This is a genomic window from Neolewinella persica DSM 23188, assembly GCF_000373105.1.
GTDB lineage: Bacteria > Bacteroidota > Bacteroidia > Chitinophagales > Saprospiraceae > Neolewinella > Neolewinella persica.
The window spans coordinates 164,827-184,026 of the sequence record NZ_KB890425.1 but is presented as its reverse complement, the minus strand read 5'-3'; the positions used below and the strand labels follow the sequence as shown (position 1 = coordinate 184,026).

13 protein-coding genes are annotated in these 19,200 nt (G+C 52.0%); 6 read left to right on the top strand and 7 right to left on the bottom strand.

What is annotated here, in order from left to right; genetic code table 11:
• The first annotated feature begins 116 nt into the window (after positions 1-116).
• The 3 genes from B036_RS34225 (at position 117) to purN (ending at position 4,053) form a co-directional block, all read left to right on the top strand.
• Positions 117-2,648 carry a T9SS type A sorting domain-containing protein gene (locus tag B036_RS34225; RefSeq protein WP_020568524.1) on the top strand — a complete coding sequence of 844 codons (2,532 nt, stop codon included), beginning with the start codon at positions 117-119 and terminating at the stop codon, positions 2,646-2,648.
• A 123-nt stretch (positions 2,649-2,771) separates the two neighbouring features.
• A complete protein-coding gene (locus tag B036_RS28800) occupies positions 2,772-3,311 on the top strand; it encodes a hypothetical protein (protein ID WP_020568523.1) in 540 nt (179 codons plus the stop codon).
• 178 nt (positions 3,312-3,489) lie between these two features.
• Positions 3,490-4,053, top strand: coding sequence for a phosphoribosylglycinamide formyltransferase (purN, locus tag B036_RS0109745; protein WP_020568522.1), 564 nt, complete (start codon positions 3,490-3,492; stop codon positions 4,051-4,053).
• 111 nt (positions 4,054-4,164) lie between these two features.
• Here purN and B036_RS0109740 read toward each other — a convergent pair whose 3' ends face one another.
• From B036_RS0109740 to B036_RS28795, 4 genes are all read right to left on the bottom strand, one after another.
• Positions 4,165-6,861: a CHAT domain-containing protein gene (locus B036_RS0109740; protein WP_020568521.1), complete on the bottom strand. Its 2,697-nt coding sequence runs from the start codon at positions 6,859-6,861 to the stop codon at positions 4,165-4,167.
• Between the two features lie 128 nt (positions 6,862-6,989).
• Positions 6,990-8,399 (bottom strand): S8 family serine peptidase, encoded by a 1,410-nt coding sequence (locus tag B036_RS0109735; protein ID WP_020568520.1) that lies wholly within the window; start codon positions 8,397-8,399, stop codon positions 6,990-6,992.
• A gap of 14 nt (positions 8,400-8,413) precedes the next feature.
• Complete coding sequence (locus tag B036_RS0109730) at positions 8,414-9,238, bottom strand: tetratricopeptide repeat protein (protein WP_020568519.1); 825 nt, start codon at positions 9,236-9,238, stop codon at positions 8,414-8,416.
• Positions 9,222-9,779 carry an RNA polymerase sigma factor gene (locus B036_RS28795; RefSeq protein WP_020568518.1) on the bottom strand — a complete coding sequence of 186 codons (558 nt, stop codon included), beginning with the start codon at positions 9,777-9,779 and terminating at the stop codon, positions 9,222-9,224. Before B036_RS28795 ends, B036_RS0109730 begins: the two co-directional genes overlap by 17 nt.
• A 624-nt stretch (positions 9,780-10,403) precedes the next feature.
• On the opposite strand from B036_RS28795, the gene B036_RS0109715 reads away from it, so the two are divergent.
• Complete coding sequence (locus tag B036_RS0109715; protein ID WP_026231848.1) at positions 10,404-11,000, top strand: hypothetical protein; 597 nt, start codon at positions 10,404-10,406, stop codon at positions 10,998-11,000.
• A gap of 180 nt (positions 11,001-11,180) precedes the next feature.
• Here the strand turns inward: B036_RS0109715 and B036_RS28790 are convergent, their stop codons facing one another.
• The 3 genes from B036_RS28790 to B036_RS0109695 all read right to left on the bottom strand — a co-directional run bounded on the left by B036_RS28790 (position 11,181) and on the right by B036_RS0109695 (position 14,706).
• Positions 11,181-11,936 carry a tetratricopeptide repeat protein gene (locus B036_RS28790; protein WP_020568515.1) on the bottom strand — a complete coding sequence of 252 codons (756 nt, stop codon included), beginning with the start codon at positions 11,934-11,936 and terminating at the stop codon, positions 11,181-11,183.
• Positions 11,937-12,253: 317 nt separating this feature from the next.
• Positions 12,254-13,312: a pyruvate dehydrogenase (acetyl-transferring) E1 component subunit alpha gene (gene pdhA / locus B036_RS0109705; protein ID WP_071596770.1), complete on the bottom strand. Its 1,059-nt coding sequence runs from the start codon at positions 13,310-13,312 to the stop codon at positions 12,254-12,256.
• Positions 13,313-13,539: 227 nt separating this feature from the next.
• Positions 13,540-14,706 (bottom strand): TlpA family protein disulfide reductase, encoded by a 1,167-nt coding sequence (locus B036_RS0109695; RefSeq protein WP_020568512.1) that lies wholly within the window; start codon positions 14,704-14,706, stop codon positions 13,540-13,542.
• Positions 14,707-15,041: 335 nt separating this feature from the next.
• Here B036_RS0109695 and B036_RS31880 point away from each other — a divergent pair, with 335 nt between their 5' ends.
• Together B036_RS31880 and B036_RS0109685 are read left to right on the top strand one after the other, a co-directional pair.
• The gene (locus B036_RS31880; protein WP_020568511.1) at positions 15,042-15,767 is read left to right on the top strand and encodes a hypothetical protein; all 726 of its coding nucleotides are present in this window, start codon (positions 15,042-15,044) and stop codon (positions 15,765-15,767) included.
• Between the two features lie 268 nt (positions 15,768-16,035).
• The gene (locus B036_RS0109685) at positions 16,036-19,131 is read left to right on the top strand and encodes a WD40/YVTN/BNR-like repeat-containing protein (protein ID WP_020568510.1); all 3,096 of its coding nucleotides are present in this window, start codon (positions 16,036-16,038) and stop codon (positions 19,129-19,131) included.
• Positions 19,132-19,200 lie beyond the last annotated feature (69 nt).

The following is a 19,200-nucleotide window of genomic DNA, read 5'->3' as shown; positions in this document are numbered from 1 at the left end:
TAATTCATTTCATTATAAAACCCATGCCCTCAAGTGCGTGCCATCCCCTCCATCCGGTAGGTAGGCAGCCACCAAATAAAGAACCAACTCGATTAGCATACCAAAAATCAAACAAGATGAAAAACATACTATTTTTTACACTCTTCTTTTTTGGGCAATTACTTTCGGCCCAAATGTTTACTGAAGTGCCAAGGGCCTTTCCCTTCGATGGTGTTGCATTTAGTTCAGTGGCATTTTCGGACATAGACGGTGATGGTGATCAGGACGTACTGATCACAGGGGGAAAAAACGCTTCTGAGCCTATTTCAAAACTGTACATTAACACGAAGGGCCGTTTCACCGAAGTGGCCGGCACCCCTTTTGAAGGCGTGGCGGATGGTTCTATTGCTTTTGCTGATGTAGACGACGACGGGGATAGCGATGTGCTGATCACGGGTAGGAACGGTTTAGACGAACCTATTACTAAACTATATACTAATGATAGTGGAAGTTTTACGGAAGTTGCCGGCACCCCTTTTGAAGGCGTGGCAGGTGGTTCTATTGCTTTTGCTGACGTAGACGACGATGGGGATAGTGATGTGCTGATCACGGGAATGAATGGCTCAATAGAGCGAATTGCGAAACTATATACTAATGATGGAGGGACCTTTACGGAAGCAGTTAGCACCCCCTTCGAAGGGGTGAACATAAGTGCTGTTGCTTTTGCGGATGTAGACGACGATGGCGACCAGGACCTACTAATCACTGGTCTGAATAGTTCAATAGAGCGAATTGCGAAACTGTACACCAACGCTGGGGGGAGCTTCACGGAAGTTGAGGGTACTCCTTTTATGGGAGTGAGAGCAGGTGCTGTTGCTTTTGCGGACATAGACAACGATGGTGACCAAGACCTGCTAATCGCGGGTGCGAACGGCTCAGACGAGCGAATTACGAAGCTGTACACCAACTTAGGGGGCAGTTTCACAGAAGTTGCGGGCACCCCCTTTGACGGAGTGATATGGAGTTCTATTGCTTTTGCAGACGTAGACAACGATGGTGATCAGGATGTGCTGATCACAGGACTGAACAATGTCTCAGGTGAGCGAATTGCGAAGCTGTACACCAACGCTGAGGGCAGTTTTACGAAAGTTATGGATACCCCTTTCGAGGGAGTATGGCTTAGTTCAGTAGCCTTCTCAGATGTTGACAGCGACGGGGACGAAGACGTATTGATCACAGGTTGGAATGGTTTAGACGAGCGAATTGCGAAACTGTATACTAATACTGAGGGGAGCTTTATGGCAGCTGCGGGCACCCCTTTTGATGGTGTGACGTCAGGTTCGGTGACTTTTGCGGATGTAGACGACGATGGGGACAAGGATGTGCTAATCACAGGTGTGAATGGTTCAGACGAGCGAATTGCGAAGCTGTACACTAATGTAGACGGCAATTTTACAGAAGTTGTGGATACGCCCTTTGACGGTGTTATGTGGAGTTCGGTGGCTTTTTCCGATGTTGACGATGACGGTGACAACGACGTGCTGATTACGGGGTATAAAGAAGCATTCGATATTATTGCGAAATTATACATCAATACTGAGGGGCGCTTTACCGAAGCGGTAGGTACCCCCTTTGAGGGCGTTGGGTATAGCTCAGTGGCCTTTTCGGACGTTGACGGTGATGGAGACAGCGATGTGCTGATTACGGGACGGAACATTTCCTCCGAACCCATCACCAAACTCTACGCCAACGATAGAGGCAGCTTTACGGAAGTGGCAAGTACTCCCTTTGAGGGTGTGGAGTCAGGCTCAGTGGCTTTTGCGGACGTAGACGGCGATGGGGACCAGGATGTGTTGATCACGGGCAAGAATAGTTCAGACGAGCCAGTTGCGAAACTATACACTAATGCTGAGGGGCGCTTCACCGAAGTTACGGGTACTCCATTCGATGGCGTGGCGTATGGATCAGTGGCTTTTTCGGACGTGGACGGAGACGGTGATCAAGACCTGCTGGTCACGGGTAATAAAGGTTCATTCGCCCCTATTACTAAGCTGTACACCAACATCGAGGGTGGCTTCACGGAAGTAGCAGACACCCCTCTTGAAGGTGTATTCTTAAGTTCGGTGGCCTTTTCAGATGTGGACGGGGACGGCGATAACGACGTTTTGATAACCGGGCTGAGCGTCTCTTCTGAGCGAATTACAAAGTTATATACTAACGTAGGTGGTAATTTTACGGAATTGGCGGGCACCCCATTCGATGGCCTGGTCGCTAGTTCGGTGGCCTTTTCGGATATTGACGGGGACGGGGATAACGACGTTTTGATAACAGGAGAGAAAGGCTTCGGTGTGAAAATTGCGAAACTGTACACCAACGATGGCTTGACGTCTTCAAGGGACAATTTGGTTAGCGCAAATAGCTTTGAATTCACTCTTTATCCCAATCCTATAAAAGCGGACAACTTGAACATCAGGTACCATTCTGGTGGAAGTGGATCTGTAACCATAAAGGTATTTGATTTATATGGACGCCTGTTGAAGCAGCAGCTACGTTCCGCTGTTGGTCAACAGATCTTTTCAGTGAACATTGCTTCGTTGAAAAAAGGGAGCTATTTCATTCAATTAGATGATGGCACAGCACGTAGCGTTCGTAAGTTTTTAGTGCAATAAAAACAAGGTACCCTCTAGCACTTCCGGGCTCTCTGAAGGCCCCAGTTGGGTGGCTTTCGGCTGGACGAATCGTTGTGAATCATTCCAACATATTCATTTCAAAACCACCTAAATATAAAAGATATGAAAGACGTAGTGAAATCACCATTTTATATTTTCATAGTAATTATCTTTTTATTCGGCACTTTACATCAAGCCTCTGCACAGAAGGATTTTAATATCACGACTGGAGTTGGCATACCAGAGTTATTAAATGTTGGTGTACGGTATCAAATTAACCAGTTTCAAATAGGGTCTAGTATTGGTTCATTTCCTGCAATTGATGAAAGTTCTATATCTATTTCAAGTGACGTTTATTACCACTTTGGAAGACCTTCCAAATTGTCCACCAGACGCCCTTGGTATGGAAAGATTGGGTTGAATTATCTTCGAGACGAAGATGAATATAAAATAAACAAATACTTACACTTCAATACACGGATCGGTAGAGAAATAAATATTTCGGATAAAACCGGCTTTCAGATCGAATTTGGAATTCTTCATGAGATGAGCAGCAAGTCAATAATAAAAAAACCATTACCATCATGTACTTGGTGCTTTAATTTCGACCTAAGTTGGCCGATTATCCCGAGTATTGGAATAGGCTTTTTCTTTAAAACTTAGGTCCTGCGAAAAATTATAAAAGGTACAAACTAATGGCTGAACAAAACCACATCCTTGCACCCGCGCCCGCGCCAAAAACCGATAGCAAGGAACAACTTACCTTCGTACCACGCTTAGGTTCCGAAAAACAATCCCGGCCCCTGACGCGCTGCCTCCCTGACTATCTGACGCTCTGACTATGAAACTCGCCCTCTTCGTTTCCGGAACCGGTTCCAACGCACGCACCATCATCGATCGCTTCCAGGCACATCCGGAAGATGGCGTAGAGGTCGTCTTACTGGTCAGCAATAAAGCAAATGCCGGCGCGCTGCTGATGGCCGCCGAACGTAACGTTCCCACCCTTGTCCTCAAACGCGATGGCTTCAACAACTCCGAGGCGTTACTGGACGATCTGAAGCATTTCAACGTCGACCTCATCGCGCTGGCCGGTTTCCTGTGGCTTGTCCCCGCTTATTTGGTCCGGGCGTTTCCCAACCGGATACTCAACATTCACCCGGCCCTCTTGCCCGACTACGGCGGGAAAGGGATGTACGGTGCCAACGTTCACCGGGCCGTAAAGGCCAACGGAGAAACGGAGAGTGGAATTACCATTCATTACGTCAACGAAAAATACGATGAAGGGAACACCGTTTTCCAGGCTGCTGTCCGGTTGGACCCGGAGGATACGCCCGAAAAGATTGCAGAAAGGGTATTGCGGCTGGAGCACGCTAATTACTGGCGGGTGATTCGTCGTTTGCGTTGAGTGCTTTTGGAGAGCCTCGTTCCCCGGCACTTGTGCCGGTCCTCTCTTATAAACCGGCACAAGTGCCGGGGAACAAAGCTTGTAAAACATAGCAGGATGGAGCAACGATCACTAAAGTGCCTTCAACACCCCCCTCGTCACCCACCAACAGCCAATAACCAACCCAAAGCCAGCCAATAACCATAAGCGTAAATAACTCCCGGTAGCCCCCATTTCCAGCGGCATCTCCGGCCCATAGTATACCAGCCCTGCCCAGTAATACGGGTGGCCAAATCGAGGATTGGTAACGTTGGTCCGGTAACTATTCCCGGCGGTATAGAGCGCCGCCGCTGGTCCGGAGGCCGCAGCCAATCCATCGTAGGTAGCGTTAAGTAGTTCTGCCGTTGTAGCATCATCGATCGACCACAGGCTCATCACCAGCGCCGGCGCTCCGCGCCGGGCAAAGCCCCGCCCCAGACTGGCCACGCCCTCCCCGACCAGTTGTTTGCCCAGTCCGGTTTCGCAGGCCCCCATCACCACAAGATCGGCCTGGAGATTATGATCGGCCAGGTTATTCATCGCATAATGCTGCTCTCCGGGTTGACCGTGCAGAAGAAAACTCCCCCCTTGATCGAGGTAAGCATGGGTACCAAGGTGTATCAGGCTGTAGGCATCAGCCTTCCGTCGGAATGCCCCGGGACTGGCCTGATCGTTGATCAGGGTATCGGCAGGAAAAAGGCTGGCGATGTGCCGGACGGTGCGTAAGGTGGCCGGTAACTCCAGTTTCGGGTCCAGGGGGCCATCTTGCCGCAACCGTGCCACCGGCGCGAGGGCCAGGGCCCGGCCATTCCCCCGGCCGCGGCGGTTACGGGCAAAATCAAGCAACTGAACCGAGAAGGCGTAATGGACGTCATGAGTTGCCGCCAACCAGGGCCAGTGCTGGTAACCGGCCTCGTCCGTAGCGGGGGCGTCGGTCAGTAAGGCACCAAAAGGTAATAAGTAAAGGTCTCCATCTGGCACAATCGTAAGTGCATCACCGGGCTCCAGTTTTAGGGGAGCAACTAACTGGGAGTAGAGATAAAGAGCTTCGGTTGCCGACACTTCTTCGTTAGGATCCACAAGGGATTGGCGGTAAGCCTGCAAACGGTCCCGCCAACGATCCGGAGGTGGCAGCTCCAAAAATTCAAGTCCCTGTTTTTGGGACCAGCGGAGGGCCAGAGTAAGCTTTTCGGTAACGAAGTACTCCACCAGTGTACGGTCAGCCCCCAGGATCTCCGCCAATCGGGCCGGGTCGGGCGGTGCTGCCCCCAGTCGGGCTTCCGCATACCGGGGGAACGCCGTAAAGATGCTGTCTTGTAATCTGCGAAATTGCTGTAGCTCCACGGGGTCATTCGAAGACAGGCGGGTTTGCCGCGCAGCGGCATCAAGTCGATCCCTGACGAACTCCGGCAGATTTTCACCAGCGCGATCGGCGCTAAGTTCATCCAGCAATAGACGGGCACGGGCTTTCTCCAGAAAATAAAAAGCTGACACCGGATCTCCCGCCGCTACCGCCGCATCGATGGCGCGCTCATAAAGCGTACGGGCATCCGCCCGCCAAAAGGTCCGGGTGTCTTCCAGGAGTTGATCTTGCCGCATGAGGTCCAGCAGTTCATCGGCCAGCCGGTAGGTGGCCAGGGAGGACTCAAGGTTTTCGGTAGCACCATTACGGGCCATTGCGACTTGGGCAAGGGCTTTGTCCTGGAGGAAAGTTACCAGACTTTGTCTGGATCCCGTCATGTCATTAAGGAGCGGCAGTTCATCGCTATCAGCAGGCGTGAACCCTGACACGGTTCTGGCCAGTGCACGCTGGGTATACAGTAAGGCGGAATCTGGTTGACCGGCTTCGAGGTATACCGTTGCAATATTATCGAAATAGGTGGCTATCGAAATATTTGGGACTCCCGGGTCATCATAAGTTGCCTCTACCTCCAGGGCTTTTTCGTATTGCGCCAGCGCTTCCTTTGGCCGGCCCGAACGCCGATAGGCCAGGCCCAGGTTGCTGTAAATGGTAGACAGGTCGGTATCATCGATCTCCAATTCCAGGGCCAGTTCTCTGGCACTCGTCAGCTCTTTGATCGCGTTTTCGTATTGTCCTGCCTCCGTATAAGCCCAACCCAACAAGCTCCTGGTTTCCATCTCGGAATACCAGTATTCCTCCCGGACAAAATATTCTAACGCCCGCTGAAATTTAGGAATGGCCGCGAGTCCGCCCGCTACGCTCAACTTCGACAATTCAACCAGGGCCATTTGTTGCCAGAGGTAGGCCCGGTTGATCCCTTCCTCCTTGAAGGGAGGCAACTCAGCCGCCCTGGAAAATGCCTGCCCCGAAGCAACCAATTCTCCCATCTTACCGTAAACGATACCACACTGGTAGTGGGCTACCCCTTCCTTACGGTGAGGGGCCCGGTTGAGTACCATGCCAAAGTGATCCAGGGCTTCCTGATACTCTTCCCGCATATTATAATAGGTCCCCAGATTAAAGGCAGAAAGCACCACCTCGATTTCGAAGTTGTCTTCCTGACTCATCCGCAAGTCAAGTGCCCGTTGGGTAACCCCAATGGCATCTGTGAATTCTCTGGAACCGGAGGCCCGGAGGCCCGATTGGTGCAGCAACCATGATTTTCGGGCAATCGAATCATCGGGATAGGTTTCTGCCAGCTGAACCAGGGAATCATAAGCTGCCCGAAGCTCCGGATGCGCCAGCCATCCGGATTGTGCGGATAGCCCGGCAGTTGCCGGGCCAATCCATACAATCAGGCAGCAGAGGATGTGAAAGTAGGCCTTCATAAGCAGTAGTTTCCCGGTTCTCCGGTATGGGGAAGATAGGAAAGCTTACAGAAAGACGCCGCAGATAGTGTACCGATATTGGCCTGCCAGAGGCGATACGACTATCCCTTTAGGAACAAGTTGCTCCCCTAAGGCAGGATAACCCAGTTAAAGACTTTATAAGGTACCTGCTGCCCAAGATAATTTATCGTACCGCCCAGGCCCTGTGATTCGATGGTACCAACCAAGGTGTTTCGCAACGCAACCGGGCCTGCATTAGGGTGCAGGTGCTTATAATGAGCAGCTAAAGCGGAAGCAAAGGGTGTGGCGATCGAAGTGCCACTTTTTCTGGCCACATTACCGGGTACACCGAAGTAGTGAGGGATAAACCCGAGTAAGTTACCTCCTGGAGCAGCCATGAAATGACTGGCTGGCGCCAAGGGCTCGGCCCGGAAGTTTGTCAGCGGCCAAAGTTGGGTACCGGTTCTGGTAGCGGAGGTAAAGAAAATGCTGCGAATCGGATTAGCCTCCAGGGCAAATTCACTCGGGTAATGACGGGTGACACTCAAATTCCGACGGTAATTACCTGCAGAATTCATCGTAGCAACTCCCTGGTTCTGAGCATAGCGAAAAGCTTTACGTAAGATGGCGTCCGGTTCGCCATAGAAACCCCAACTGGCATTGATGACATCCGCCTTGTGGTAACCGGCATAAGCAACCGCACAGGAGGCGTGGAAGGTAGTCCCTACGCCGTTCTGGTCCAGCATCTTGAGGGCCATGAAACGGTAATTTACGTCGGGGGCATTATTCTGTAGTTGTTGTGCAATCCGGCTGGCTACGTGGGTGCCGTGAGAGTGATCGTCGAGCGGAGCGTTATCATCGTTGATAAAGTCCCAGCCAATCAGGTCGTCATCAAAGCAAAATTCGTCTTTCGGATTATTGGGAAAAGGGTTCTCCCACAGGTAAAGCGGGGCCATACCCTTGGTTACCTGTGGATGCTGGAAGTAGGGATCGATACCGGTATCAAGCAGGGCAATGGTAACGGGTTTAGCTGGTTTACCACTTGGGATAACCGCAAAGTTAGGTGGCAGGGTATTATAGGGAGCATTCTTCTTAAGTTGCTCCAACTCGGGTACTACGTAGAAATTCGGTTCGACTTCTTCCTGCCCGATAGACTGAGCCACTTGTTGCTTTCCTTTTTTCCCTCGCTCTTCACCGCCAATATTGGTGAATTCCAGGTTATATATCTTGAACTGGCCAGAGCAACCACACTCGCCAATTACTTTAACGTTCTTGCTGCCGAAATCTCGCTTAAGCTTAGCCAGATCTGAAGCAAAGTCGCTTGCTGCATTAGCCCCTTCGTACTGGATGGAATACTGACCGGGTACATAGGCCGCATTGCCTGCACGACCAACGGGGTAGCCGAGTTGGGTCAGCTTTTGCTTGTAGGCGTTATAGATTTCTACGTATTGATCCTCAATGGGATCAGGACCGTCAGACTGGGCCAGCAGGCTCAGGCAGGAGAAGCAGGCGAATAAGAAGATGAGGGAAAAGCGCATAGTCAGGGATGTTTTTAGCGTTCAGAGGGAAAGGAGGGGAGCAAGGCAGTAGCCTTGGCTCTAAAAGCTGAATTCGTGTCTTTAACAATATTCTGAAGGGAAGATCGGGCGGCGGCCGTTTGTCCGTCGCGGAGAAGGGCCAGCGCATGATACCACTCGGCGGGGTCGCCGTAAGTCGCATTTGTCCGCAGGGCATCTAATACGGGAAGGGCTGTTTTGGGTTGCCCGGCCCCCAGCAGGCTGATGCCGTAGTAGAGTTGGATTTGGGGCGCGGTCGCGGGTGCAATAGAAGTTGGAGGAGCAAGGAAGTGCGCCTCGAAGGCGGAGACCGCCGCCGGGTAGTCCCGGCGATCATAAGCGAGTAAGGCTTCGCCCAGCTGGCCACCGATGGTGGTGGTTTCGTCTCCCATTGTACGACCGCTCAGCTCATTAGCGTAGGGGGTAAAAGTCTCGGCAAAAACTTCGTTTGCGTCATAAGTTACCGTTTGCGTCAACCACCAACTACCGGCCGCAACCAGGAGGAGAATGGCAGCTGCCGCTGCGTACAATCTCCTGAGGCGACGAACGCTCGCCGGGGGCTTGCTCTTTGCCTCTTCCGCTGCACCTGCGCCCCCGCCTCCTTGTGATGATGTGGGCGAGGTGGCTTGTTTGCCCACTTCTGTCCCTCCAAACCGTTCGGCCAGTAAGCCATCCAGTTCATTCAGCAGGTCACTTGCTTCGGCTTCTGAGCCCAACTCTTTGCGCCCTTGCGCTGCGTGGCGGGCAAATTCGTCAGCTTGCGCATCGGGCTCGTCGCCCCGCAGCCATCCTTCACGGTCTTGCTTATTCGGATTGCTCATGCGCTAATTTTTGAAGTTGGATTCGGAGATTACGACGTCCATTCTGCAGGTAACTTTTCACTTGTTTAAGGTCGTAGCCGGTTTTCTCACAAACCGCAGCATAAGAATGTCCCCGCAGGTAAAACAACCTGACGCATCGCGCCTGCTGCTCCGGTAGGTTATTCAAGGCTGCGGGCAGATGATCCAACCGGGCTTCGCTAAGAGGACGCTCGTCGGATTCATATTCCACACCTTCCAGAGAAGAAATTTTTGTCCGGTGCTCCCGCTCGCGCATTTTTTTGCGCAACACGTCGATACAGTAGTTCCTGCTGGTGTAAAAGAGCCAAGCCCGGAAGGTGTCAATGGGCTGGTTGCAAACCTTAAGGGTCACCTTTTCAAAAATGTCCATAGTGGCATCGCGGGCCGCTTCGCGGTCCTTGAGGTAGTCCAGGCAAAGACCCACCACCAGGTGCCCGTACCGTTGATAAAGGATGCCGAGTGCCTGCTTTTCGTCCTGTTTGCAAAAAGCGGCGACCAGCTCCAGATCCGTGGCTGATTGCATAGTTTGAAATTCCGTACTACAGGGGTTCGCCTCAGAAATCAGCGACTACCAATACGAACCACCAGGGATGTCGGCACAATTCGCCGAGAAAAAAGCTTTCACAGTAAAAGTGTCCTGATTGAAAAAGAATGCTTTCCGGCTTTAACCAGCCGTAAATCCTCGCTTCCCCGATCGGTGACCTAATCCTTGAATAGCCTTTGAAGTCAGTGTCTATAAAGAAGATGTCAGCTACGAATTTAAAAAAAAATTCCGGCGTTGTGTGGAATTTCTACGGATAGCCCGTCCCTACCCCGAATTTCCATCATCTCCAACGCTTCGGTAACGGCATACCCGAAACCTCAGCCCACGATGATTACTCGTATCCTTTTTCCTTCCTGCTCGTCTGCAGCCTCGCCGTGTCAGGCACCGCCCAAAGCATTTCTAACTGATGAAGTGCCTTAAGCAAAAGGCCGGGAATCTCTGCAATAGAAACCACCAGACCCCACCTGCCAGAAAGCAAACCAAACAAAGCTGGTTCGAAGCCCTACTGGACGATGTGGCCACGCCGCGGATCAATAACCGGCAGCAACAAAAACGGGGCCTGATAAATAGCTACCCTCTCGAATTACATCTAAAATATTGAATATGAGACACCTTATTTCTTCCTTCCTTTTCTTCTTTTGTCTTGGCACCATGACTGCTCAAAGTTGTAAATCTGCTCCTTCGATAGTTTCTGACCTCAACGGTAAAATCGCCAGCGTGCTAACAGCTCAGGGCTGCACCATCAGTAGCCCGGGCAGTTTCAATAAGTGTATGAATAACGCCGCGATGTACGGCACCCTCAAAACGGAGATGAACAGTTACTACAATTCCCGTTCCCGCAGCTGGGCGACGATCGGCCCTCGTCGGCTTGATTTCGGCTCCTACGACGAAGGGACGATCGTAAGCACCGGCGGCAGAATGTACATTTCTGCCGTTCCTTCCAACAAAAACACCCTGACCATCGACATCAAAGAGCTCGACGGAAAAGGTAAGGTGAGTTACGTCGTTTGTAAGGTCGACCGGAACGGTCGCTACACCAACCTGAAGACGGGTTGGATCAATGAGATCAACTCCCAGAAAAGTAATAAGCGGGAAACCCGTAGCCACACCCTGACCAACGTGCAGGGCTACCTGATCACCGTTCACTTCGATGGCAAGTCTGTCGGCAATACCTTCCAGTATAAGGTGCGGGTGCAGTAGAAGCGGCGCAGCCGCTTGCAGGTTGCAGGTTGCAGGTTGTAAGTTGCAGGTTGCAGGTTGCAGGTTGCAGAAAAAACAGAAAGCCCGATCGACACTGGATGTCGATCGGGCATTTTTATTGTACAACTTGCAACCTACAACTTGCAACTTGTAACCTGCAACCTGCAACCTGCAACCTGATTACTGCGCCATCTCCAGCATGGAGATGAACTTATCAGCGCTGGCAGCTTCGGGGCTTTGCCCGAAGTCGGTCTTCAGACGACGGAAGGCAGCAAGTGCTTCTTCATTCTTTCCCTGGCTGCGGAGCAGCTGACCGAGTTTGTTGAGATAGTAACCACCGGTCACGAAGTTTTCGCCAGCGGCGTCGATGGCACTACGGTAAGCGCTCATGGCGTCTTCCATATTCCCAAGTTCGCTTTGCGCGTCTCCGATGATGCCGTACTTCATTGCTGGAAGCAGCGTGCCGTCAGCATCAAAAGACTGCGCGTAATCGAGTGCCGCTTCGTACTGGCCGATATTGAGGTAGGATACCGCAGCGTAGTAGTTAGCCAGGTTACCGGCCTTGGTGCCGCCGTACTGGTCTACGATTTCAATGAAGCCAAGCCCACCGTTTCCGGGGCTGGCCAGGGCCAGGTTAAAGCTGTCGCGCTCGAATTGTACCTGTGCCTGCTGCATTTCAGCCATAGCTGCCTTTTCAGCGGGGAGGGCGACGAAAGTCTGGTATACGAAGTAGCCCGCAATAAGCAGCGCTACAAGAATTGCACCGTAGACGATAGTATTACGATTTTTTTCAAAAAAGTCGAGGCCCTGGTCACGGACTTCAACAATATCAACGAGGGTATCATCACCTTCAAGTACCGGAGCGGAGGTGCCTTGATTGCGACCTGTGCTTGGTGTGCCCTGTGGGCGACGACCGATGTTATTCTTCTTTGCCATTTTCCTTTGATTTAGCCGACTCCATTGCTGCGGAGCCGCAAAAGCGAGCGCAAAGATAAGGAAAGTCGGGATAATGTGTATCAGGTAGTCCAGTTATCCAATTATCGGGTTGTCGGTTGTCCAGTTATCGGTTGTCAGGTTGTCCCGTTATCGGTTGTCGGGTTGTCCCGTTGTCAGGGGCCACCTGTACTTTGAAGACAAGTCAACATAAAAACTTGATAACTCGACGACCGACAACTGGACAACTGGACAACCCGACAAAAAACCCCACCTCCGCATCAGCGAAAGTGGGGTTTCTATTTCCTGGCTCCTAAATCTTAGGTAAGGAAAGGATATGGCTCAGAGTAGTTGTCGGTGTAGAGGGTAGATCCATCGGGGAAGCTACTTGATTCCGCAAACTTAGCAGCCGCAGCCACCTCTGCCTTCACGCTGTCTTTGATCTCCTTGATGTCCGCTTCAGTAGCCAACCCATTATCTAGGATGAGCTTTTCAGTCGTTTTAATCGGATCACGTTCCTGGTATTCCTGCAACTCGGTTTTTTCACGGTATTTGGCCGGATCGGATACAGAGTGACCTTTATAGCGGTAAGTCTTTACCTCAAGGTAGAACGGTCCTTTGCCGGAGCGGATGTGTTCGGCGGCTTCACTGAACGCTTCGTGTACGGCAACCGGGTCCATCCCATCCACACTTTTGCTGGGCATGTTGAAGCTGGCGCCAAGTTGGCTCAGATCCGTTACGTTACTGGTCCGTTCCACGGAGGTTCCCATAGCGTAGCCGTTGTTTTCACAAACGTAGAGAACGGGAATCTTCCAGGTCATGGCCATGTTCCAGCTTTCCCAGAGTGCACCCTGGCGGCTGGCACCATCGCCAAACATCGTTACACAAAGATTTTTGGTGCCCCGGTACTGCTCGGCCATGGCGATACCCGTTCCGATCGGAATCTGGGCACCAACAATACCATTACCACCGAAGTACTTGTTCTCCTTACTGAAGAAGTGCATAGAGCCACCTTTGCCCTTTACGATACCGGTTTCTTTACCGTACAATTCCGCCATAGCCTGGTTCATGGTTACGCCCCGGCCGAGGGCCGTACCGTGCTGGCGGTAAGCCGTCACGATACCGTCATCTTTAGTGATTGCGCTCTCCATTCCGGCAGCAACTGCCTCCTGGCCGATGTACACGTGACAGAACCCACGAATCTTTTGCTGACCGTAGGCCATCAACGCACGCTCCTCGAATTTACGGATACGAAGCATCAGTGTGTACCACTCGAGATACTGTTCCGCGCTGTATTTCAATCCTTTAGCCGTACCGTTTTTCTTAGCGGTCGTAGTTTTCTTTGTCCGCGATGCGGTCTTTTTTGTTGCTGTTGCCATGCTCGGTTAGCGAATTTTCGCTGATTAAGGTTACGTTACCCACTAAATATAGGTTTTGGCGATAAATTCAGCGGAAAAAATATCACCTCCCCTTTATAACGGAGAACCGGGCTGTAGGTTTGCGGGTCGTAAAAATTAGAGCTAGGTTAATGGTTTTATGGTCTTTCTGGCGCGGCCGCAGGTGCAGGGGGAGGCTTAGAGGAGCAGGGTAACCTAAGCTTCTTTTTTTAATTGCTGCGAGACACAAAAAGCATCTCCTCCACTACCTGGTCGTAGCCATCAATTACCTCCTCTACAACACCCTGCTCATCGATCAGTACAAACGTAGGGAAGCCCGCCACTTTGAAATTATCATTCATCCGGCTGCTCTTATCGAAACTGGTAAAGGGAAATCCTTTTTTCTTCAGATAGCCCTCCAGCTTAAAAGACTCGTCAACCGGGCTGCTGTAAACAAGGTCTACGTTGCTTCTGACGGCAAACTTCTTTTTTTTCATTTCCCTAAAGGCGTACTCACAGTTGCCGCAGCCGATAAAGCCAAACATTACGACAGTCTTTTCACCCGCCTTACCATAAATCAATTGCTCCTTACCGTTGATGTCCGTATAGTCTGCCCGGTGAAGCCGGGCTCCGGGGCGGATGAGGCCTGACCGCCTTTCTTTCTGGTCAACGGCTTTACTTACCTCCCGGTAGGCCAGAGATTGTACCCGGTCTTCCGCTCCAAACACGTGGTAATCATCGGAGAAAGCATAATCAATGAAGACATAATCAATGATCTGGGTGGTATCTTCTCCAGTCTGGGAGACGTTACGAATCCGATCCACCACCTTATTTTCTGGGTCCAGGTAATACTCCCGGGTAGCGATAGTCTCCTTACTCGGAGTTCCAGCCGACGGCGTGCGTAAGGTTATTACGTACATAAACAGGGGCTTACCGGCAATAATGGTATCCGTGATACGATCTACGTCCGCAGACTCCGGCAGAGCTTTAGGGTCGCCATGAAAGCACATCGAATTCGCGAAATAAGCGGCATCCTTATTGATCTCGGAGGCCGTTGTCCGGATAACCTTGCGTTTAATGTGATCAATTTTCAGTTTATCTTTTCCATCGTACAGGATGTCGGAATCCTTTCCGGCCGCATAGAAACCAAAGCCTAAATCACTGTCTGGCAACCAGGAATACGTAATGTTCATCGTTTCGGTATAGGTCGATGAGGCAAAACGATTATCCCAGAAAGACGTGAATCGATATTGATGGGTGGGGGTGGTCAGCATCTTATTGCGGGTGGCTTCCAGTACCTCAATGGCATCGGTGGAGGCACCATCGGGAGTTGGTACTCCGCAACGGAAGAGCAAAAGACCGGTTACGGCAAGTATAAATACAAAAGTGAACTTCATGGCACCTGGATGGAATGAGGGGAAGGGATAAACACGTGAGGGCGAGCCTGAATCTTTCCGCGAAGATAAAGTCTACAACAAAGGTGAGCGTGTGATGTGGCGCACACGCCAAGGTAATGGCCAGCAATACTTCCCACCGGGAAAATCAATCTTAATACTATCCAGGTTACGGGGGAACAACAAAGTATAAATGGTCGAGAACGATAAATCCAGCAACGTCCATCGAAAAAAACCTGCTTTTCGTCCAAGCCATTGCACCTGCGGCCCCGCCCTAATTATCTTTAGTCCCATCAATCAAACACTGCGGTAAAGACAACCGCAACAAAACCATTAAAATGAGACAGTTGAGTGTACTTTTTGGATTAATCCTGTGCTTCACCTTCAACCTGAACGCGCAGAAAACCGCTCCGAGCCCCGACGAGATTGCGACAGCCTACCTCGAAGCCATCGGAGGCGCAGAAGCCTGGAAGGAGGTTAAATCCATGCGATTTTCCGGTAAGGCCAACATGCAAGGCCAGGATTTCCCGTTCGTAATGACCCGCGCCGAAGGCAATAAGTTTTACCAGGAAGTGTCTATTATGGGCAGCAAAATGGAGCAGGGCTTCAACGGTGAAACAGCATGGATGCTCTTCCCAATGCAGGGCATCAACGAGAAAACTGCTATGTCGGAGGAAGAAAGTAAGGAATTCCAGGAGGAGGAATTCCTTGACGTGTTTATCGGCTACGCCGATCGTGGCTTCAAGCTGGAAGCCGTGGATGGCAAGGAGATCGAAGGCACACCAACCTACGGTGTTCGTGTTACCAACGAAGGTTCTTACGACAAGACCTACTACTTTGAAACTGAGAATTTAGTCCCCATCATGATCTCTTCCGTCGGCAAGTCGGGACAGACGAAGGGAATGACCGTGGAGATGTACATGAGCGACTACCAGGAAGTCGACGGCCTGATGATGCCCATGTTCATGGACATGAAGATCAACGGCAACTCCTTCCAGAAACTCACCATGACCAAAGGAGAAATGAACGTTGAAATAGACGACGCTATTTTTGAGCTTAAGTAAATCATCTGCAAACCAGTGGACCATTTCATAAGTTTCCTGACTTGCTCTGTACGAACGGGGCTTGCCCCCGTCCGAATCAGCGCCCTGAAAACGCTTTATTTGTTCGCTCAGCGAACGCCGAGAATAGCACTTGACTGTAGCGGCGGGGGCAAGCCCCGCCACTACAGGTGATCCTTGATTCAAGAAACTTCTGAAACGATCCACTAGCATTCACGTCTGGGGCGGGCATTACACGTCCGCCCCTTTCCTGTTTAAAACCTTATCACCCATGCGTTTAACTCTACTTCTACTCCTCACCAGCTTCGGCCTCTTCGCTCAGGAAGATTTCACTACCACCACTTCCCTTTTCGGAGAGCTTCGTGCCCGCCAGATCGGCCCAGCCGTCATGAGTGGCCGCATCAGCTGCCTGGCCGTACACCCTACTGACGCAGCTACGGTATACATTGGCGCAGCTGGAGGAGGGGTTTGGAAGACCAGCTCTGCCGGTGCCAATTTGGCCCCCATCTTTGATGAGTACACCCAGAGCATTGGTGCCATCGCCCTGGCTCCCTCTGACCCCGACATCGTATACGTAGGCACCGGTGAGCCCTGGCCCCGAAACAGTGTAAGCGTCGGCACCGGAATGTACCGCAGTGTCGATGGCGGGAACCGCTGGGAATCGCTCGGACTGGAAGGTACAGAGCGGATTGCCGCCGTTGCCGTTCATCCCGGGAACCCGGACATCGTGTACGTAGCTGCGCTTGGTCCCTTATGGAGTAGCGGAGAAGAACGCGGCGTATTCAAAACCACCGACGGTGGGAAGAGCTGGGTAAAAGTGCTCTACCTCGACGAAAATACCGGCGCGGCCAACCTTAGCCTCGACCCCAACAATCCGGAAGTACTCTACGCTGCTATGTGGTCATTTCGTCGGACCCCCTACTCCTTTGATTCCGGTCTGAACGGAAAATCCGGCCTCTACAAAAGTGCGGACGGCGGGGAGAACTGGACCGAACTGCGCAACGGATTCCCGGAGGGGAAACTCGGTCGTATCGGCGTGGCCATCGCTCCAAGTAATAGCGACACGGTCTACGCCAGTGTAGAAACCGGCAATACCTCCACCAGTGGCATGTACCTAAGCGGGGACGCGGGTGCAACGTGGACCCACCGCAGCAGTGCCCTCAACACCCGTATTCGCCCCTTCTATTTCAGTGAACTCACTGTGGACCCCAGTGACGCCAGCATCGTTGCGAAGTGCGGCCGCGAAGGCATCATTTCCCGGGATGCAGGCAACCGTTGGTCAAACTTTGATGGCTTTGTTCACTCCGACTTCCACGCTATCTGGATCGACCCGGCAGACGGTAAGCACATCCTCGTCGGCACCGATGGCGGCGTGTACGAAAGCCGCGATCGGGGTAATACCTTTAAGATGTGGATGAACCTGCCCGTCAGTCAATTCTATCACGTCAGCGTCGATAACGCAAAGCCCTACCGGGTTTACGGCGGGCTCCAGGACAACGGCAGCTGGTTCGCCCCCAACCGCTCTTCCGGCGGCATCAGTAACGCCGACTGGGAGAAAACCTACGGCGGCGACGGCTTCTACAGTTTCCGCCATCCCACTAAGGACAACTACGTGTTCAGCGAATTTCAGGGCGGCAACCTGGTACGCTACGACACCGAAACCGGCGTAGCGAAGAATATTGCTCCCTACGCTACTGCTGATACCGATCCGTTACGCTTCAACTGGAATACACCGATTCACCTTAGTCAGGACGGCAAGCGGACTTACTTCGCCAGCCAGTACCTATTCCTGTCTAACGACGAGGGGGACAGCTGGGAGCGCATCAGCCCCGACCTCACAACCAACGATAAAAGCAAGCAGCAGCAGGCGACCAGTGGTGGCCTGACCATCGACAACTCAACGGCCGAGAACTATACGACCATTTACGCGGTGGCCGAAAGCCCCATTGATAACAATACCATCTGGGTAGGTACCGACGACGGTAACCTACAAGTAACGACCGATGCAGGAAAGAGCTGGACGAAGCTGAACGATAACTTCCCCGCCGACCTGCCTAAAGGCGCCTGGATCACCTTCGTGGAGCCCAGCCCCCACGACGCCGGTACTGCCTTCGTCACTTTTGACGATCACCGTACCGGTAATATGGATACCTACCTCTACAAAACTGCTGACGGAGGAAAAACCTGGACCAGGCTCGGCGGAGAAGACCTCGATGGTTACGCCCTGAGTGTACGACAGGACCTGGTTAACCCAAACCTGGTTTTCCTGGGCACCGAATTCGGCCTCTACCTCAGCCTTGACGGTGGTAGTAGCTGGGCGCCCTTCCGTAACAACCTGCCCATGGTCGGTATTCGTGACATGGTCATTCACCCCCGCGAGTCGGACCTGGTACTGGGTACCCACGGCCGGGGCGTCATCATTATCGATGACCTGGAAGCCCTGCGTCAGATCACTCCGGAGATTACCACTCAGAAGATCGCCTTCCTGAAATCGCGTCCTGCTTTTCTTCCCGACCCCAGTGGTTTCGGCAACGGTAACTTCGGCGGGAGTGGTAACTATGTCGGCAGCAACCCCACCACCAGCGCCGAGATTATGTACTATGCCGGTAGCCGCCACACTTTTGGTAAGATGTACATCGAGGTGTATAAAGACGGCGAAAAGATCCGGGAGTTACCCGCAGGAAAGAGTAAGGGCCTCAACATCATACGGATGCCAACCACCCTCGAACGGCCAAAAGCTGCGCCTAGCGACAACCGCAATGCACTGATCGGGGGCTCGCAGCCTCCGCAGCTCGCGCCGGGAACCTACCAGGTGAAGCTCGTGAAGGGTAAAGACACCTACGAAACGGAATTTACCATCACCACCGACCCAACAAGTCCCTATACCGCAGCCGACCGGGCCGTTCAGCGGAAAGCCGTGATGAAGCTTTTTGATGATACCGAAGAGCTCGCTTACATCTATGAAGTTTTGGACCAGGTACAGCAGCAGGCTTCTTCCATCAAACAGAAGTCGACCAAAAAACGCATCACCGAAATGGCTTCCTCCATCAAGGATATGGCCGGGAAGGAAAAATCACGACTTGCCTTTAAGGGAGGAGATTTTTACGTTAACGAAGGCTCCATGCTACGGGAAGAAATGGGAAATCTTTACTTCTCGGTCTCCTCCTTCCCCGGCCGTCCTTCGGACAGCCAGCTGCAGGAGGCGGAGCGGATTCACCGGGAATTAGTGGCTGCACGTAGTAAGTTGGATTTTTTCCTGGCGAACGACGTGGCCAAGCTAAATGACAAGCTGGGAGAAGAGGAGCAAATTACCTGGCCTGCGAAGGAGGCGTTTTTGGCAGCAGAGGAGGATGTTAGTGGGATGTGATGGTGGAATGCGTAGCCATGGACTTATTGATTTTAAGAAAATAAAATAGCCATATGTTCAGGGCTGCTA

Coding starts and splice junctions, on each gene's coding strand:
- B036_RS34225 (WP_020568524.1), top strand. CDS start 117: ATGAAAAACATACTATTTTTTACACTCTTCTTTTTTGGGCAATTACTT.
- B036_RS28800 (WP_020568523.1), top strand. CDS start 2,772: ATGAAAGACGTAGTGAAATCACCATTTTATATTTTCATAGTAATTATC.
- purN (WP_020568522.1), top strand. CDS start 3,490: ATGAAACTCGCCCTCTTCGTTTCCGGAACCGGTTCCAACGCACGCACC.
- B036_RS0109740 (WP_020568521.1), bottom strand. CDS start 6,861: ATGAAGGCCTACTTTCACATCCTCTGCTGCCTGATTGTATGGATTGGC.
- B036_RS0109735 (WP_020568520.1), bottom strand. CDS start 8,399: ATGCGCTTTTCCCTCATCTTCTTATTCGCCTGCTTCTCCTGCCTGAGC.
- B036_RS0109730 (WP_020568519.1), bottom strand. CDS start 9,238: ATGAGCAATCCGAATAAGCAAGACCGTGAAGGATGGCTGCGGGGCGAC.
- B036_RS28795 (WP_020568518.1), bottom strand. CDS start 9,779: ATGCAATCAGCCACGGATCTGGAGCTGGTCGCCGCTTTTTGCAAACAG.
- B036_RS0109715 (WP_026231848.1), top strand. CDS start 10,404: ATGAGACACCTTATTTCTTCCTTCCTTTTCTTCTTTTGTCTTGGCACC.
- B036_RS28790 (WP_020568515.1), bottom strand. CDS start 11,936: ATGGCAAAGAAGAATAACATCGGTCGTCGCCCACAGGGCACACCAAGC.
- pdhA (WP_071596770.1), bottom strand. CDS start 13,312: ATGGCAACAGCAACAAAAAAGACCGCATCGCGGACAAAGAAAACTACG.
- B036_RS0109695 (WP_020568512.1), bottom strand. CDS start 14,706: ATGAAGTTCACTTTTGTATTTATACTTGCCGTAACCGGTCTTTTGCTC.
- B036_RS31880 (WP_020568511.1), top strand. CDS start 15,042: ATGAGACAGTTGAGTGTACTTTTTGGATTAATCCTGTGCTTCACCTTC.
- B036_RS0109685 (WP_020568510.1), top strand. CDS start 16,036: ATGCGTTTAACTCTACTTCTACTCCTCACCAGCTTCGGCCTCTTCGCT.